The organism is Deinococcus maricopensis DSM 21211, from assembly GCF_000186385.1.
GTDB classification, from domain to species: domain Bacteria; phylum Deinococcota; class Deinococci; order Deinococcales; family Deinococcaceae; genus Deinococcus_B; species Deinococcus_B maricopensis.
Map to the genome: position 1 here is coordinate 2156219 of NC_014958.1, position 18135 is coordinate 2174353.

At 72.4% G+C, this 18135-nt stretch carries 7 protein-coding genes; 3 read left to right on the top strand and 4 right to left on the bottom strand.

Annotation, left to right across the window (positions count from 1 at the left end; genetic code table 11):
- Window positions 1–26: 26 nt before the first annotated feature.
- Window positions 27–3047 carry a heterodisulfide reductase-related iron-sulfur binding cluster gene (locus DEIMA_RS10030; RefSeq protein WP_013557144.1) on the bottom strand — a complete coding sequence of 1007 codons (3021 nt, stop codon included), beginning with the start codon at window positions 3045–3047 and terminating at the stop codon, window positions 27–29.
- Between the two features lie 95 nt (window positions 3048–3142).
- Complete coding sequence (locus tag DEIMA_RS10035) at window positions 3143–3406, bottom strand: acylphosphatase (protein ID WP_013557145.1); 264 nt, start codon at window positions 3404–3406, stop codon at window positions 3143–3145.
- Between the two features lie 124 nt (window positions 3407–3530).
- Between DEIMA_RS10035 and DEIMA_RS10040 the strand changes: the two genes are divergently transcribed.
- A complete protein-coding gene (locus tag DEIMA_RS10040) occupies window positions 3531–13073 on the top strand; it encodes a translocation/assembly module TamB domain-containing protein (protein WP_013557146.1) in 9543 nt (3180 codons plus the stop codon).
- Window positions 13074–13166: 93 nt separating this feature from the next.
- Here the strand turns inward: DEIMA_RS10040 and DEIMA_RS10045 are convergent, their stop codons facing one another.
- On the bottom strand, window positions 13167–13616 hold the full coding sequence (locus DEIMA_RS10045) for a hypothetical protein (protein ID WP_043816640.1): 450 nt from the start codon (window positions 13614–13616) through the stop codon (window positions 13167–13169).
- Window positions 13617–13682: 66 nt separating this feature from the next.
- Window positions 13683–15749, bottom strand: coding sequence for an ABC-F family ATP-binding cassette domain-containing protein (locus DEIMA_RS10050; protein WP_013557148.1), 2067 nt, complete (start codon window positions 15747–15749; stop codon window positions 13683–13685).
- Window positions 15750–16022: 273 nt separating this feature from the next.
- Here DEIMA_RS10050 and sucC point away from each other — a divergent pair, with 273 nt between their 5' ends.
- Window positions 16023–17168, top strand: a complete 1146-nt coding sequence (sucC, locus tag DEIMA_RS10055; RefSeq protein WP_013557149.1) for an ADP-forming succinate--CoA ligase subunit beta — start codon at window positions 16023–16025, stop codon at window positions 17166–17168.
- Complete coding sequence (gene sucD / locus DEIMA_RS10060) at window positions 17165–18070, top strand: succinate--CoA ligase subunit alpha (protein WP_013557150.1); 906 nt, start codon at window positions 17165–17167, stop codon at window positions 18068–18070. The genes sucC and sucD overlap by 4 nt, the downstream gene beginning before the upstream one ends.
- The last annotated feature ends 65 nt before the right edge of the window (window positions 18071–18135 follow it).

Here is an 18135-nt window from a genome sequence, read left to right on the forward strand (position 1 = left end):
TGGCCTGCATGTTTACGCGGGGGCGTTTATTCGGTTTTCTTTTTGGGCTGCCATTTCGGGCGTTCACCGGTGGTGGGCGCTTCCGGCGCAGCGTCCGGGGTGGCATCCGGTTCGGCGGGCGCCAATGCGGCTTGTTCCGGGGCTTTCGCTTTGGGCGCCCATTTGGGGCGGGCGGTTTCGGCGGGTGCGTCGGCGGGGGACGCCGGGGCCGGCGCCGCCGTGGGTTCCGGGGTGGGCGTGGCGGACGTGGTGGGGGCCGCTTTGGGCGCCCACTTCTTGCGCGCTCCCTCCTCAGCGGGGGCGGAGGTGGGGGCCGCACTGGTGGTTTCGGTGATTGAGGTCGTCTGCACGTCGTCGCTGCTGGCTTTGCCACCCCACTTCTTGCGCGCGGGCGCACTTTCAGTCGAGGCGGCCTGAGGCGTGGGGGCGTCCGGGGTGGGGGTCGGTGCGGGGGTCGTCGTCTGCACGTCGTCGGTGCTGGCTTTGCCGCCCCACTTCTTGCGGGTGGGGGTGGCGTCCGCGCTCGCCTCGGGAGCCGGGGCCGGGGTGGGCTGCACGTCGTCCGCGCTGGCTTTCGCGCCCCACTTCTTGCGGGCGGGTGCCGCTTCGGTCGCCGGGGCTGGCTGGTCGGCGTTGGGGACGGGTGCGGGGTTCACGTCGTCACCGCTGGGCGCGGCTTTGCCCCACTTCTTGCGCGCGGGGGCGGCGTCCGCGGCGGGGGCGGGGCTGTCCTGGCCGGCGGTCAGGTCCGCGCCCTGCGGGATGGCGGGCGAGCCGGGCTGCTGGTGTTCGGCGTCCGCGCGGGTTTCACCGACGATGTCAGGGCTGTCGTGCGTGTTGCGGTCGGGGGTGTCCTGGGCGACGCTGAGCGCGGCGTTCGGGACGTAGGGGGTTTCGGCGGCGATGGTGTCGGCGGGGCCGGCGGGTGCGGGGGCGTTCTGCGCGATGGGCGCCTCGACCCAGTCGCCGCTCTTGCGCTGCACGCTTTCGAGCATCAGTTCGGCGATGTCCTTGACGACAATGTCGTCTGCTTCGGCCTTGCTGGGCGTGCTGTTCATCATGCTCTTGCAGAATGGGCAGCCGACGGCGAGGACTTTGCCTTCTTTGGCGGCGTCGAGGCGCGCCTGGATTTCGCGGAAGCGGTTGTCGCTGATGCGTTCGCGGCCTTCTTCTTCTTCCTTCCAGAATTGCGCGCCGCCGGCGCCGCAGCAGAAGCTGGCTTCGCGGGTGCGTTCGAGTTCGAGGATTTCGAGGCCCATGCTGCGGATGACGCTGCGGGGGGCGTCGTACACGCCGTTGTGGCGGCCGAGGTAGCAGGGGTCGTGGTAGGTGATGCTGGCGTCGAGGGGGGCGGTGTCGAGCTGGCCGCCGCTGACGAGCAGGTCGAGGTACTGCGTGTGGTGCATGACCTGGTAGTCGCCGCCGAGCTGCTTGTACTCGTTGCCGATGGCGTTCATGCAGTGCGGGCAGGTGGCGACAATGAGTTTCGGTTCGACGCGGTTGAGGGTTTCGATGTTCTCGGTGGCGAGCTGCTGGTACAGGAATTCGTTGCCGGCGCGGCGGGCGCTGTCGCCGGTGCAGGCTTCCTTTTTACCGAGGACGGCGTAGTTGACGCCGGCCTTGTCGAGGAGCTGTACGAAGCTGCGGGCGACTTTCTGCGCGCCGGGGTCGTAGGACGCGGCGCAGCCGACCCAGTAGATGACGTCGGGGGTGGGGTTTTCGTCGATGGTGGGGACCTTGAGGCCTTCGGCCCATTCCAGGCGTTTGTCACGGCTGATGCCCCAGGGGTTCGCGGCGCGTTCCATGCCGCGGAAGGCGGTCTGGAGTTGCGCGGGGAATTCACCTTCGACCATGACCTGGCGGCGGCGGATGTCGATGATGTCGAGCATCTGTTCGTCCTGCACGGGGCAGACCTGCATGCAGGCGCCGCAGGTGGTGCAGGCCCAGACGGCTTCGTCGCTGATGGCGAATTCGAGGAGGGGGCGGGCGGTGCTGGCGCCGCCTTCGAACGCGGCGGTTTGCGTGAGGCGGAACGGGCTGGGGTGCGCGCCGATCACGTTGAGTTCCATGCGTTTGTTGATTTCGAGCGCGGCGGGCGAAAGGGCCTTGCCGGTGGCGCTGCCGGGGCAGACGTCCTGGCAGCGGTTGCACTGGATGCAGGCGTACGCGTCGAGCAGGCGGGGCCATTCGAGGTCTTCGAGGTGCTGCGCGCCGAGTTTGGGTTCCTCGCTTTCCATGGCGGCTTCCAGGCCGGGCATGGGCGGGAGGACGCCGCTGTGGACGGGGCGCCGCAGGAAGTAGTTCACGGGCGCCATGAAGATGTGGATGTGTTTGGTGTAGGGGAAGTACGCGAGGAACGCGAGGATGCTGCCGAGGGCGCCCCAGTAGCCGGCGACGCGCCACGCCATCAGGGTCTGTTCGGTGGCGCCGTTGAACAGGGCGTTTGCGACGGCGCTGGTGAGGGGTTGCCAGGCGTCGGTGCCTTCCTGGGCGAGTTTGGCAGCCTGGCCGATGATGCGGCTGCCGACGTGGAAGGTGATGAAACTGCTGACGATGGCGCTGTCGCGGGTGATGAAGCGGTTCTTGACGCTTTCGTGCAGCAGGGTTTTTTCGTTGAAGCGGAAGTCGCGTTTGGCGGGGGTGCCGAAGCGGCGGATGACGAGGCCGATGACGCCGAGGAGCACGCCGAAGCTGAGGAGGTCGGCAAGGAGGTTGTAGGCGGCGCCGATGGGGGTGCGGCTGGTGATGCTGAAGTGCAGGTACCCTTCGAGGCCGTCGATAACGTTGACCAGCAGGTAGTAGATGAAGCCGTAGAAGATGAAGCTGTGCAGGACGCTGATGAACGTGCGTTTGCGGAAGGTGCGTTCCTGGGTGAGGGTGGTGCGCAGGGCGTACCACAGGCGGGCGGGGAGGTCGTTGAGGCGGGTTTCGGTGGCGGACGCGCCGCGGCGGATGCGGAGGTACAGGCGGTAGAAGCCCCACAGGCCGATGGCGCCCGTGATGAGGGCGAACAGGAAGAACAGGATTTTGGATGAGAGCGGCAGCACGGGCGTCCTCCAGACGAATTTGAACTGAGTTCAAGTATAGCGGGTGCGGTGCAACGGGCGCGGGGCGGAAGTCCGCCCATCATCGCACGCGGCCCTCAATACACGTAGAAGCCCGACACGCCCGTCTCCTCGCTCCACTGCACGTCAATGGTCTGTACGCGCGCGTGCGCCGGTCCGCGCCGCAGCCAATGCAACAGCCGCTCCAGGTCGGCCTGGGGACCCTCGGCGATCACCTCGACGCGACCGTCCGAGAGGTTCTCCGCGTGGCCACTCAGGCCGAAATCCAGGGCGTAACGCTGCGCGAAACGTCGGTAGCCGACGCCTTGCACGTTTCCGGTAATCAGGGCGGTCAGACGCATGCGCCGAGTGTAAAGCGGTCCCCGCGCTTCACACGCACCCCGAACCTCCTCATCTGATCTTCATAGAGGGCGCGCACCCCGTCGCCGTCAGGGTTCCTCACAACCCGACCCCTACAATGGGCGCGTGTCGCGCGCCCGCTGGTCCCTGGTTGTCCTGTTCCTGATCTTCTTCGCGACGCTGGCCGTCGCGCTGTTCGGCGTACCCCTGCTCGGCCCGGCCCTGCTCGGCGCCCTCCCGCCAGACCTGCGCCTGAGCGCCTCGCACCTCAGCGGGCCCCTCTGGGCACCCCGCCTCAACGGCGTGCGCCTCGTCACCAAGGGCCTGAGCGGCACCGCGAGCGGCGTGACGCTGCGCATCGGCGGCGTGGACTTCGCGCACCACACCCTGCGGATCGACGCGACCGTGAATGGCGGCAACGTGAACGTCGACCTGCCGAAGCTGTTCGGGCAACACGGCGCGCCCGGCGCGTGGTCGGTCGTGCCCGGCAACATCCGCGTGCAGGACACCAAATTGAACGTGCAGGGCCGCGAGTGGGGCGTCCCCGACGGCACCTTCCGCATCGACGGCACCGAACGTGGCCTCCGCATCACGGGCCGCACCCTGGACGGCACCCTCCGGGCAGACGTCGCCCTCAGCGCGCAGGGCAAGGACGTAACCGGCACGGCCGACCTGCGCGCGGACGCCACGGTGCTCAACGCGTACTGGCCGAAAAGCATTCGCGGCGGCGTCATCGAGGGCCGCTACACCTTCGGGCGGACCGTGAGCGGCGACCTGCGCCTCCGCGACGGCCTGCTGATCGTGCCGGACGCTCCGTTCACCCGCGTGCGAGACCTGGGCGGCGCCCTCACACACCGCGGCGACCGCATCGAGGTGACCCTCGCCGGCCGCGCCTGGGACGGCCCCATCCAGGTCAAAGGGTACGTGGACACGCGCGCGCAACACTGGGACTTCAGCGGGAAAGCAACCCCGTCCCTCGCCGGCCTCGCGCGCGCGCTCGGGACGACCGGGCAGGGCACCGCGGACCTCACCGCGCACGCGTACGGCTGGAACCAGGCGCGCGTCGCCATGGAAGGTTCAAGCGCGCGCGGGACGTTCGCGGGCGTGCCGTTCACGGGCCTCGCGCTGTCGTACGCGTACCGCGCGGCGGCCGGCAAGGACGAGGGCGAGAACACCGTCACGTTCGCCGCGCGTACGCAGCTTGCCGGGCAACAGCGCCTCTCCGGCCGCTGGGCGATCGAACGCGAAGGGCAGGCCACCTGGGCGGGCGACCTCGCGGGCCGACCGCTGGACCTGCGGGCCGACATCCTGGGCCGCGAGGTCCGCGTGGCCGGGCGCGCGCTCGGCGACGCGGCGCGCGCCTCGTACCACCTGAGCACCCGTACGCTCAGCGCCGACGCCGGCCTGAACTTCGGCGCGGTGCGCGCCCGCCTCACCGCGAACGGCACCCTCGACGAGCTGGACCTGGCGGTGCGGGACGGCACCGCCGCCGGGATTCCCCTGCAGGGTCGCGGCCGGTACGACCGGCAGGGTCTGCGGGCGGACCTGGGCGCGCTGGCCGTGAACCTGGACCGTCAGCTGCGCGGCACGTGGACCGCGCGGGACGCAAACGTGTCCGGCGTACGCCTGAACGGCGCGGGCCGCCTTGATGTGGGCGCCAGCACCCTCACGGGCACCCTGAGCGGGCAGCCGCCCCTCGACTCCGAGGTGCTGCGCGGGCCGGTACGCGTGAACTGGCGCGACCGTCAGGGCCGCTGGGCGTTCGGGAGCGGCGACGCCACCTGGCAGGGCGAGACGGCCACCGTGCAGGTGCGCGGCACACGCCTCGCCGGCTTCGACGCGCGCGGGCGCGTGACCGTCGGGTTGGGCGGGCCGCTCACCGCCACCGGGGAGGTGCGCGGCCAGAGCCCCCTGGGGACGCTGGTGCTGAGCGGCGCGGGCCGCGCGGTGGACCTGCGCGCCACGGTGAGTGGCGTGCGCGTGACGGGCCGCACGCTCCTGCATGAGCCGTATGACACGACGCTCACCCTGAGCGGCGCCGACGTCATGGCGGACGTGCGCGTGCAAAACGGCGTGGACTTCGTGGTGCGCAGTGGCCGCGAGCGCGCCACCGGACGGTTCGCGGACGGGCAGTTGGTGGCAAGCGGCCGCGTGAACCTGGGGGCGTTCGCGCCGGTGGCGCGCGCCGTGGGCGTGCAGGACCTGGGCGGGACCGTGGACTTCAACCTCGGGCGGCAGGGTGGGCTCGCGCGCGTGAACGCGTCCGCGTTCGGGGTGCGCGCCGTGGGGACGCTCACGGGCACGAACGGCGGGATGCTGAACGCGAACGTCACCCTGAGCGGTCCGGACGGCGCGGCCGCGACGCTGGCGGGCGCGGTGCTGCCCCGTGTGGACGTGCGCGGCCCCGTGACGTACCGCGGGGCGACGCTGAACGCCCGCCTGAGCGGCGAACCGGGACGGCTGGCGTTCACGGCCTCCGGTGTGGCGCCGTCGCTGGGCATGGGTGACACGAGCGTGCCCGCGCTGCCGCTGACGGTGCGCGGCACCCTTACGCCCGCCCTGAGCGCCACGGGCACGTGGGGCGGCGTGCGCGTCGCGTACGCGGGCGCGCAGGTGCGCGTGAACGGGACGCTGCCCGTCACGGTGTTCGGCGAGGCAGGGCAGGCGCGACTGAACGGCCGCTGGGCGCCCGACTGGACCGGGCGCGTGCAGGCAGACGTGCAGGCCGGACCGTACGCCCTGAACGCCCGCGGGCCCTGGACGGCCCTGAGCGTCGCGGTGCGCGGCCCGGACGGCCTGAGCGCCACCGGCACCGTCGACGCGCGCACGCAGCAGTACGCCGCGAGCGTCCGTGGTCCTCTGGCGGGCGTGTTCGTGGACGCCCGCGTGAGTGGCCGGGGCGCCGACATCCGTGGGCGTGGGACCCTCGCGGACGGCGGCGGCGGCACGGCACGCTTCACGCTCAACGGCCTGCAGGACTTCCGCCTGCAGGCCGGGGGGCTACGCCTGGGCGGTCAGGCCGTGAACGGCACCCTGAGTGCCACCCGGGGCCGCCTGAACGGCGACCTGCGCGTCGCGGGCCTGAACGTCACCGCCCGGGACGGGCGCGTGGCCGCGAGCGGCACCTTCGGCGGGCAGCAGGTCCGCGTAAACGGCGAACTGACCCTACCGCTGAACGTCCGCACGCTGCGGGTCACGTCGGACGGGCCGTACGCCCGCCTGCGCGCGAGCGGCACCGGCGGTCATGTGCGCGGCACGCTGCTCGTGAAAGCGCAGACGCTCGGGCCGGACGGCGCGCGCGTGCGCGTGACGAGCACGACCCTCCCGGTGGACGCGACCCTCACGCCGCTGCGCGTGCAGGTCGGCGGCCTCGCGTATGACGGCGGCTGGCGCGGCGCGCAGGCGCTCGGGTACGCCCTGAACGGGGAGCGCGGCGCGCTCACGCTCGCCGGGCGCGGCGCGGCCCTGACGCTCGCGCCGTCCGGCCCGGTCCGTGGGCGCCTGCAGGTCCTCCCCGACCTGCGCGGGCAGCTGGCCGTGGCCCTGCCGAGCGTCCGGGCCGCCCTGCCCGCGCAGGTGGCACGCGAACTGACGGGCGGGGAGCTCCGCGCGAACCTCTTCCCCACCGGCGCGAACGTCACCCTGAACGGCGCGCGGTACGTCGGGCAGCCACTCGGCGCGACCGCCGCGCTCACCTGGGCGGACGGCACGCGCCTCAGCGGTCTGCTCACCCATCCGGGCACGCGCGTGCCGTTCCGCGCGGACGCGGGAGGGCTGCATGTCAACGGCGCCACCCTGGACGCCCTCGCTCTGCGCCCCGTACTGGCCGCGCAGGGCCGCGTCACGCTGGACCTCGACCTGCCTGGGTACGCCCTCGACCGTGGGCGCGGGCGCGCGAGCGTGGACCTGCGCGCGGCTGGGGGCGCGGCGCGCGGCACGGTCACGCTCGGGGGTGGGCGCCTGAGCGCGGACCTGAACAGCACCCTCGGCGGGCGGACCGTCACGCTCAACGGGCCGCTGTACCCCACCGCGAACGCGACCGTGCGCGTGGACGGCGCGTCGGGCCGCCTGACCGGCAGTGTCCGCGAGGCCCTCACGCTCGTCGCGGGCGGCACGCTGGACGGGCGTGACCTGACGCTGAACGCCACGTACCGCCCGCAGGGCGCGGACGTGCGCGCCACGTACGCGGGGGCGCGCGCGGACCTCACGTTCACGCAGGTGCGCGGCACCTGGCGGGCAGACGGCGCCCTCAGCGTGCCGGACCTGCAGCCGCTGACCGGCACGGCGGGCCGCGTGAGCGCCACGGTGCGTGGTCCCCTGAACGCCCTGCGTGTGGATGCGGGCGGCACGGTGGCGGGCGCGACCTTCACCGCGCCCGCCCTGTGGGACGGTCAGGCCCTGCGCGTGAACGGCGCGACCGTCACGGCGGACTTCGCGCGGGCGCGCCTGAGCGGCACGGTGTACCCGGCGCTGAACGCGGCGGGGAACGTGACCGTGACGGACGGGCTGCCGGGGACGTACACCGCGGCGCTGCGCGGCACGTTCACGAAACCGGACGTGCGCCTCGGCGGCACGCTCGGGGGCAGCGTGCAGGGCCTCGATGCCACCGGCACGCGCCTGGACGCACGCCTGCTGGGCCGCGACTGGCGCGTGACCGCCACGGGCGAGCGCCTCGCGGGGGCAGCGCGCGGGCGCCTGGGCGGGAACGTCGCCGGTGGGCTGCAAAGCGCCCGGTTCACGCTGAACGCCACGTACGCGAACGGCGCGGACACCCGCGTGACCCTGCGCGGCCCGGTCGGCTGGAACGCCCGGACAGGCTGGCTGGGCGCGCTGGGCGCGACCGGCACGGTCGACCGGCAGGCCCTCGACGCGCGCGTGACCGGCGATGGACCGCTGGCCGTCGCCGCGGCCCTCGGGGGCGCCACCCTGAACGGGCGTTTCCCGGCGAGCCTGCTCACGCAGCCGGGCGGCGAGCTTAACCTCGCGCGGCTGGACGCCGGGGCGCTGTGGGGCCGCCCGGAGCAGGTGCGCGTGACCGGCACGGCCCGTCTGGGCGGCACGTGGCAGCACCCCAGCGCCGCGCTCACCGGCGCGCTCGAGGATACGCGCGGCGACCTGAGCGGCAGCTTCCGCGGCGCGTACGCGGGCGGCAACACGGACGTGACCCTCACCGGTCTGCGCCTGAGCGGCACGGCCGCCCTGCGCGACGGGACCTTCAGCGTCACGGCGCGCGCAGCGGGCGCCGACCTCGCCCGACTCGCGCCTGCCAGCTGGAACGTGACGGCGCTGCGCCTGAGCGGCCGGGTCGACGCGCGCGGCCGCACGGCGGGCGGCCTGGAACGCGCGACCCTCACCGGCCTGGATGTGCGCGCCGCGAGCGAGGCAACCGGTGACGTGCGCCTGCTCGGGAACGCCACGTACACGCCGGACGCGCTGAGCGCCGACCTGACGGGCCGCGCGCTCGGCGGGACGTTCACGGCGCGCGGCGCCCTGCCGGACGGCGTGACTGTGCGCGTGCAGGACGTGGACGCGCGCGGCGCGGGCCGCGTGAACGGCACGCTGACCCTCACGGGCCGCGCCGCCGACCCGGCCGTGCGAGCCGACCTGGCCGTGGCGCGCGAGGACCTCACGGCCCGCGTGCAGGCGTTCGGGCGCGCGCGCGACCCGCTGGTGCGCGCCACGGCGGACCTGCGCGGGAGCGCTTCGGGCCGCGTGTACGCGGAAGCGCGGGACGTGCGCCTGAACCCGCCGGGCGCGAACGTCCGCGTGTACGGCGCGGCGGGCACGACGGCCGGGTCGGCGCGGCTGGACTTCGCGGGGGCGTGGCCGGCGCTGCGCGGGCAGGCGACCGTCACGCTGGGCGCCCTGCAGGACCCGGTACGTGTCATGGGGGACGGCAGCGGCGCGTACACCCTGGATGCGGGCCGCCTCGGTTCCGGCCGCGTGACCCTCGCGGGCCTGGTGCCGACCGTGACGGGCACGTTGCGGCTCACGCCGTTGGCCCTCGTGGACGGCGCGACCGGCAGCGGCACCGTGAATGTGAACCTCAGCGGGCCTGTGACCGCCCTGCGCCTCAGCGCGGACGGCGTCCTGCGCGGCGTGAACGCCGCCGGCGTGCAGATCGCGGACCTCGGTGTGAACGTTGCCGGGACGCCTGCGGACCTGCGCGGCACGGTCACGCAGGCGGGACGGACGACGGGGACGTTCGACGGGCAGACCCTCACGCTGCAGGGCCTCACGGCGCGGGCGTTCGGCACCGACGTGACCGCGAGTGGGCCCGTGGCCCTCGCGGGCCGCGCGGACCTGACCGTCACCGCGAGCGGCAGCATAAATGGACGCGCGCGCGTCACGTACGACGGCGCCCGCCTCACTGCAGGCGGCGCGCTCGGCGCGGGCGGCGCGAACGTCACCTTCGACGTGCAAGCCAGCGACCGACTCGGGTGGAGCGGCAACGGGCGCCTCACCGGCCTTCCCTCCCCCCTGCTCACGGGTGACGCGGCCTTCACCGTGAGCGGTCCCCTGCGTGACCCGCGCGTGCAGGGGGACGTGCCGCTGCTCGGCGCTCGCGGCCAGCTGAACGCCCGCCCGCTCGGCGGGACCCTCACCCTCGCGCTCACGAACAGCCCGGACGCGCGCGGCGAGGGGGCGCTCACGCTCGCGGACGGGCAGTGGGGTGGCCGCGCGCAGCTCACCCGCGACGAGGGGCAGCTGGCGCTCAGCCTCAGCGGGGCCCTCGCGGCGCCCGTCGCGGGCGTGGACGTCACGGTGGGCGCGTGGCACGCGTCCGGTCAGGTCGCGAACGGCGACGCGCTGCTGAGCCTCACGGACGGCGCGGCGCGCGGGACGTTCGCGTGGCAGGGCGACCGGCTGCTGCTGGACGTCCCGCCCCTGAATCTCGCGGGCCTGGGCCTCGCGGCCGTGCGCGGCACCGTCAGCGCGAGCGGTGAGTACGCCCTGTCGAGCAGCGCCGGGAACGTGCGCGTGACCGGCACGGACCTGCGCACGGGCCTGACCCTCCCGGTCGTGGACCTCCCGCTGGACGGCACGCTCAGCGCGACCGCCAGCGTCCGCAGCGGGCGCCTGCAGGTCGCCGCGAACGCCGGCACGCCTGCCGGGACGCTCAGCGCCGACCTGGCCCGCGCGGACGGCCGCTGGTCCGGGCTGCTGCGCGCCGACCTGAAACGCGACGCCGGCACGCTCGGCGCGAACATCACGCTCGGCGCGGACGGCGCGCGCGGCGTCGTGAGCGCGACCGCGTTCCCGCTCGCGCTCGGCGGCGTTCAGGCGGACCTGGGCGGCACCGTGCGCCTGAACGGGAGCACCTTCGCGCTCGACGCGAGCCTGAGCAGTAACCAGGGGCGCGTGAGCGCCACCGGCAGCGGCGGCCTTGCGGACGCCGTACCGCAGCTCACGGCGCTGCTGGGCACGCCCGCGACCGGGGACGGTTACCAGGTGCAGGCGCAGCTCGCGAGCGTCCGCCTGGAGGACCTCAGCATCGCGCCGTACCTGCGTGGCCGCGTGAGCGGCACCGCCACCGTCACGGACGGCAGCGGCACCTTCTCCCTGACGTCCGCGGACCTGAATGCGGCGGGCACGAACCTGCCCGCGCGCGTGGAGGGCACCCTGACGGACGGGGCGTGGCGCCTGCGCGGCGCGGTCGGCGACTCGCAGCTGTTCGGGTCGCTCGGGAACGGCACGCTCACGGGTCGCCTGGAGCTGCAGGCCCTGCCGGTCGGCGCGCTGCTGAGTGCTGTGAGCGGCCCGTTGCCGGGCGAGGGCTTCGTGACGGGCACCGCGCGCTTCAGCGTGCCGCTCGCGCGCCCGCTGGACGGCACCGTGAACCTGGTAGCGGAACGCATCCGCGTGGCCGCCGGGGATCAGTCCCTCACAGGGACGGGCGTCCTCGCGTACGCCGACGGTGAGCTGCGCGACGTGAACGTCCAGCTGAGCGGCGCGGGCCGCTGGGACGTGCGCGGCGCGTACACCCGCGAGCGCGTGAACCTCACCGCGAACTTCCAGAACACGACGTTCACGCCGGTGCTGTCGCTGCTGCCGGGCCTGCGCGGCTCCGCACCGAACCTGAACGGGAACCTGCGCCTCACGGTGGCCGGCACGTACGACCAGCCGACCGGGCGGCTCGATGCGAGCGCACTGCAGGGCGCCGTCGGGAACGTCCGCGTCCACGTGCCAGCGCTCAGCGGTACGCTCGAGAACAGCGGTCGCCTCACGGCAGGCGGGACGGTGCAGGTGGGCGGCGGTGTCGGCGCGAACGGCGCCCTCACGCTGCGGGCGCAGCTGACGCGCGGCGTGCTGAGCGGCACCGTCGCGGAGTACGCCGGGGACGCGTCTATCGAGCAGGTCGGCTCGTTGGGCCGCACGGCCCTCTCGGTTCGTCAGACGGGGGACGCGTGGACGCTGGACGGCACGGCCGTGCAGGGTGGGACGCTGCGCCTCTCCGGGACGGTCGCCCCGCGCATCGACGTGCGCCTCACGGCGCGCGGGTACGCGCCGCAGGTCCAGGCCATCTACGCGCGGGAGACGAGCATCGACGCGGACCTCAGCGCCGCCGAGAGCGGCAGCACGCGCGACATCACGGTGTCGGGCGCGGTGACGCTCGGGCGGCTGGTGCTGGGCCGCACGAACGTGCCGGCGTCCACGCTGCCCGCGCCGAGCGGCACGCCCGCCGCGAACGCGGGGACCCGTTCCGACTTCGTAAGTCCCCTGCCAGAAGAGCTGCGGCGCTTCCCCACCCCGGAGGGAGAGGACGTGGACAACCCGCTGCTGGAGCGCGTGCGGTTCGCGGACATTCCGGTGCGCGCGCCGAACGGCATCCGGGTGAACGAGAGCCTCGGTCAGGCGGAACTTGCGGGCGGGTTGGTGCTGTCCGGCACGGCCGCCGACCCGGTCCTGTCCGGGGGCGTGCAGGTGGTGCGCGGCAGCCTGTTCCTGCGGGAGAACGAGTTCCGACTGACGCAGGGGAACATCAATTTCGACGGCACGAGCGTGTACCCGACGTTCGCGGTCGTCGCGGACGGGACGGTGCTGGACACGAACGGCGGCGGCCTCGTGGGCGTGAACCTGAATGTGCAGGGCAGCTTCCCGAGCCGCGCGGGCCTGCAGCTGGAGACGCGCCTGACGTGCACCAGCAACTGCGGCGCGTCGTACGACCCGTCGAGCGGGGCCGCGGAAGCGAACCTGTACGCCCTCGTGGCGCTCGGCACGCCGGACCTGAATTCCCTCCCGGCGAACTTCGGGGCGCTCGGGAACAGCGCGCTGCGCACGGCCCTGAACCTGTTCGTGCTGGGCGAGCTGAACCGCAACATCGCGCGGGCGCTCGGTGTGGACGTGTTCCGCATCAACGCGGACCTGATCGACCCGGTCACGGGCTTCAGTGCGGGCGTCACCATCGGCACGTACCTGTCGCGGCAGTTCTACCTGCAGTACCAGATCGACCTGAGCGGCGCGGGCCTGCTGGACGCGACGTACACCACTGAGGACGGGCGGTTCACGTTCAAGCTGAGCAGCCCCCTGAACGGCCTGGACCTCAGTTCGCTGCGCCCGTCGTTCAGCGTCGGGTACAACCTGAACAACCGCACGACGGTGCAGCTCGGGGTGACCAGCGGGAACCGCAGCACCACGTTCCGCTTCGGCCTGACGTACCGCCCGTGAGGGCCGCCCGGCGAGCGCAGTTGCGCTCGCCGGGTTCCGGGCCAGCAAGCAGGAGGCGGACCCACGCGCGTGGGTCCGCCTCCTGCTTGCGTGTTACTTGCGCGTGACCGCGCGGGGTTCCAGGGCGTAGAACGCCACGGCGGCGACGAGCGCGCCGACCCAGCCGGGGGCACTGCCGAGGTTGAGTTCGAAGGTGCGGCCCAGGACGGTGCTGCCGAGCTGCCCGACGAGCTTCTCGCCGTTTTGCTGCGCGACGATGTTCCAGCCGATGATGGGTTCGCCGAGGAAGCCGGTCACGCGGTCCACGCCGCGCAGCGTGATCTTCTCGCTGCCGACGTTGCCTTTGAGTTCGCCTTCCTGGAGCTGGATGCTGACGCTCTCGTTGCCGACGGTGCCGACCACGCCGGTTTCGGTGATTTCCAGGGTGATGTCCTTGCCGTGGAGCTTGCCGCCCGCGCGTCCGCGGATGGCGTCGCCGTCGAGGTTGCAGCGGACTTCATAGCCCTGCTCGCCGCCGATGCGGCCTTTCATGACGTCTTCCATGCGGGACAGTATGGCACAGGTCACGCTTCGGGCGAGAAGCGGCGTGGGGCGCGCGTGGATGCGCCCTCAGGGGTGGCGGACGTAGCCGCTGCGCTCGAAGTACGCGCGGCGCGTGAGGGTGGGGCCACCGTCGCCGAGGGTGGCGCGGGTGACGCCGAGCCGCTCGAACAGCAGGCGGAGGGCGCCGCCGAGCAGCGCCGCGCCGTACCACGCGGGCGGCGGGGTACTCCAGCGGAGGGTGGCGCCGTCCCACGCGAGGTGCGGGCAGTCCGGGTCGCGGGCGGCGTGGAACATGGCGCCCGCGCCGAACAGGGTGGCGTGGATGGTGAGGGCGCCCTCACGGGTGCGCAGGTCCCATTGCGGCGCGGCGTACGCGTCGCCATAGGCGGTGTAGAGGTCCTGGCGCAGGCGGTGCTGGCGGGCGCGCAGGCGGGCTTCCTCGCGGCCGGTGGGGCCCGGGTGCGTGTCGAGGGCGCGGGCGATGTCGGCGAGTTTGCTTTCGAGCGTGCGGACGCGTTGGCGGGCGGTGGGGGGCGGCGGCGGCGGTGGCGGGTCGCCATCGAGGGTGCGGGCGGGGTCGAGTTCGGTGCGTTTCCCCCAGCCTTCGCGTTCGATCAGGCGGGCGTCCTCGATGACCCACAGCCGCGTGGCGACGTTGCGCGCGAACGCGCGGTCGTGCGTGACGACGATGACGGCGCCGCCGTAGGCGTTCACGGCGGCTTCGAGCGCTTCGAGGGTTTCGACGTCGAGGTGGTTGGTGGGTTCGTCGAGCAGCAGCAGGTCGGCGCGCAGGGCGCTGACGAGCGCGAGGCCGGCGCGGGCGCGCTCGCCGCCGCTGAGCTGCCGGGGCGTGAGGGGCCAGTGGGCGCCCGTGAACCCCGCGCGGCCGAGCAGGGCGTTCGCGCGCGGACCGAAGCGGTCCTCGAACTGTCGGCGCAGGGGCGCGTCGGGGTCGAGGCCGTGCCAGGTCTGGTCGAGCGTGGCGACGTGCACGCCGTCAGCGACGCGCAGGACGGCGTCGTCGTTGTCAGGGTAGGTTTCTCCGCTCAGCAGGCGCAGCAGGGTGGTTTTGCCGGTGCCGTTGGCGCCCATCAGGGCGATGCGGTCGCCGTGACGGACTTTCAGGCTGGCGTCGCGCAGGATGGCGCGCTCGCCGTAGCTCTTGTGCAGGTGGTCGGCCCACAGCACGACGCGGGCGCGCGCCTGCCCGGCAAGCAGGCGCATGCGGATGGCCTTTTCGGCCTGGGGGGCGTCGGGGACGTCCATGCGGGCGAGGCGGCCGCGCAGGGCGGTGGAGCGGCGGCCCCATTCGTCGAGGCGTTCGGCGCTGCCTTCGAGGCGGGCGTGCTCGCGCGCCTGAATGCGGTGCGCGCGTTCGCGGGTGCGCTGTTCGAGCTGACGCTGCGCGCGGGCGCGCGTGAAGCCGCCGGGGTAGGCGGTGGCGACGCCCCCTTCGAGGTACAGGCTGCGGTGGGCGGCGCGGTCAAGGAAGGTGCGGTCGTGGCTGGTGAAGAGGGCGGCGCCTCGGTGCGTGGCGAGCCAGCTTTCGAGCCATTCGCGCATGCGGATGTCGAGGTGGTTGGTGGGTTCGTCGAGCAGCAGCAGGTCAGCTTCCTGCAGCAGGGTGAGGGCGAGGGCGAGGCGGGTGCGTTCGCCGCCGCTGAGGGTGGCGGCCTCGCGGTCGTGGTAGGCGGCAAGGTCGAGGATGCCGAGGGTGCGGGCAGCGCGGGCCGGCCAGGTGTACGCGCCGACGAAGTCGAGGCGGGCCTGGGCGGCGCTGTATTCGGCGAGGACGTCGTCGCCGTGCGCGAGACGCTGTTCGAGGGCGCGGACGTGCGCTTCGAGCGGGCCGTACGGGTAGGCGGCGTCCACGAGGGCGTGGACGGCCACACCCGGGGGGTAGACGGGCTGTTGCGGCAGGACGGCGAGGCGCGTGTCGGGCGCGCGCCAGACGGTGCCATCGTCGGGGGTTTCCTCGTGGGCGAGGGTGCGCAGCAGGGTGGTTTTGCCGGCGCCGTTGCGGCCCAGCAGGGCGAGGCGGTCACCGGCCGTCACGGTCAGGCTCACGTCGTCGAGGATGAGGCGGTCGGCGCGCGTGAGGCTGAGGTGGTCGGCGGTGAGCAGCGTGGTCACGGGCGAACTGTAGCGCGCGGCGCATGAAAGCGAATGCGCCCGATGGCCCAGCCTCTTGAGGTTCAAGTGGGCCTGTTTCGGCAGCGGCCACTGGAATCGCTTCCCGAAGGGCACGGTGTTGTTACCGCATGTGTAACAACACCTACGGGCGGGCGCGACGTGCGGAGAACGCCGGGCAGAGGGGTATACTGTCGCGGGACATTTTACCGGGGTCGCCCCCCATCTGCCCCCATAGCGGGGCAGAATTTCTGGCGACCCCCCGGAGGAACGAACGTGAAACTCCACGAGTACCAAGGCAAAGAACTGCTCCGCCGTTTCGGCGTGAACGTTCAGGAAGGCAAGGTCGCGCACACCCCCGAGGAAGTGCGCGCCATTGCTGAGGAATACGGCCAGCCGGTCGTCGTCAAGGCGCAGGTGCACGTCGGTGGCCGCGGCAAGGCCGGCGGCGTCAAATTCAGCCCCACCGCCGACAAGGCCGTCGAGAACGCCCAGAAGATCCTTGGCATGGACATCAAGGGCCTCACGGTCAACAAGGTCCTCGTCACCAAGGCCGTCGACATCGACGCCGGCGTCGAGTACTACGTCGGCATGATCGTGGACCGCAACGTCCAGTCCTTCACGCTGATGGCCTGCGCCGAAGGCGGTATGGAAATCGAGGAGCTCGCCGCCGAGCGCCCCGAAGCGATCATCCGTCACCGCGTGGACCCCGTCGCGGGCCTGCGCCCCTTCGAAGCGCGCGAAATCGCCCTCAAGGCCGGCTTCAAAGGCAACCTGAACAAGATCGCCGACATGATGGTCAAGATGAGCAAGGCCGCGCTCGAACTCGACGCGACCCTCGTGGAGATCAACCCGCTGTTCGTGGACGCCGACGGCACCCCCCTCGCACTCGACACGAAGTTCGACATGGACGACAACGCCGTGTACCGCCACAAGGACATCGCCGCGTGGCGCGAACTCGAAGCGGAACACCCGCTCGAAGTGGAAGCCAGCGAGTACGGCTTCGCGTACGTGAAGCTCGACGGGAACGTCGGCGTGCTCGGCAACGGCGCCGGCATCGTGATGACCAGCCTCGACGTCGTGAACCGCGCCGGCGCCAAGCCCGCGAACTTCCTCGACATCGGCGGCGGCGCCCGCGCCGACATCGTCTACAACGCCGTGAAGCTCGTCAGCAAGGACAGCGACGTGAAGAGCATCTTCGTGAACATCTTCGGCGGCATCACCCGCGCCGACGAAGTCGCGAAGGGCATCATCCAGGCGCTCCAGGAAGGCATCCTCACCAAGCCCGTGCGCATGCGCGTGGCCGGCACTGCCGAAGAGGAAGCCAAGGCGCTGCTCGCGGACGTGAACAGCCCCCTGATCCAGATGTACCCGGATATGTTCCAGGCCGCGGAGGCCGCCGCCCAGGAGGCCAACAAATGAGCATCCTCATTAACCAGGACACGCAGGTCCTCGTCGTCGGCATGACCGGCCGCGAGGGCGCGAACCACACCAAAGCCATGCGCGAATTCGGCACGAAGGTCGTCGCAGGCGTCACCCCCGGCAAGGGCGGCCAGACGCACGAAGGCCTCCCCGTGTACAACAGCGTCGGCGAAGCGCAGGCGCAGCACCAGATCGACGCGAGCATCATCTTCGTGCCGCCCGCCGGCGCCGCTGACGCCGTGCTCGAAAGCGCGTACGCGGGCGTGCCCCTGATCATCCTGATCACCGAAGGCGTCCCCACGGTCGACATGATGCGCGCCGTGCAGGAAGTCAAGACCCTCAACGCCCAGAGCCTCGAGCAGGGCGGCAAGGGCGTGCGCCTGATCGGCGGCAACTGCCCCGGTCTGGTCAGCAGCGGCGAAGCGAAGATCGGCATCATGCCGAACCGCATCTACCAGCAGAAGGGCCGCATCGGCCTGATCAGCCGCAGCGGCACCCTCACGTACGAGGCGGGCAAGCTCCTCCTCGACGCGGGCCTGGGCACCAGCACCACCGTCGGCATCGGCGGCGACCCGGTCATCGGCACGACGTTCGCGGACGTGCTTCCCCTGTTCGAGCAGGATCCCGACACCGACGCCATCGTCGTGATCGGCGAGATCGGCGGCGCCGACGAGGAAGCCGCTGCGGAGTACATCCAGAACCACATGAAGAAGCCCGTCGTGGCGTTCATCAGTGGTCGCAGCGCGCCCGCTGGGAAGCGCATGGGTCACGCCGGCGCCATCATCATGGGGAACGTCGGCACGCCTGAAAGCAAACTTGCGGCGTTCAAGGCGGCGAATGTGCCCGTCGCGGACACCATGCCGGAAATCATCGACCTCGTGAAACAGGTCCTGAACAAGTAAGGTCAGAATCGACAGGGCGCGCATCCTTTCTGGATGCGCGCCCTCTCATGCAGTGTTCTCAGCAG

What these genes read in the sequence shown, in the direction of transcription:
- DEIMA_RS10035 (WP_013557145.1), bottom strand. Translation starts at nt 3,406, where the DNA reads ATGCGTCTGACCGCCCTGATTACCGGAAACGTGCAAGGCGTCGGCTAC.
- DEIMA_RS10045 (WP_043816640.1), bottom strand. Translation starts at nt 13,616, where the DNA reads ATGGAAGACGTCATGAAAGGCCGCATCGGCGGCGAGCAGGGCTATGAA.
- sucD (WP_013557150.1), top strand. Translation starts at nt 17,165, where the DNA reads ATGAGCATCCTCATTAACCAGGACACGCAGGTCCTCGTCGTCGGCATG.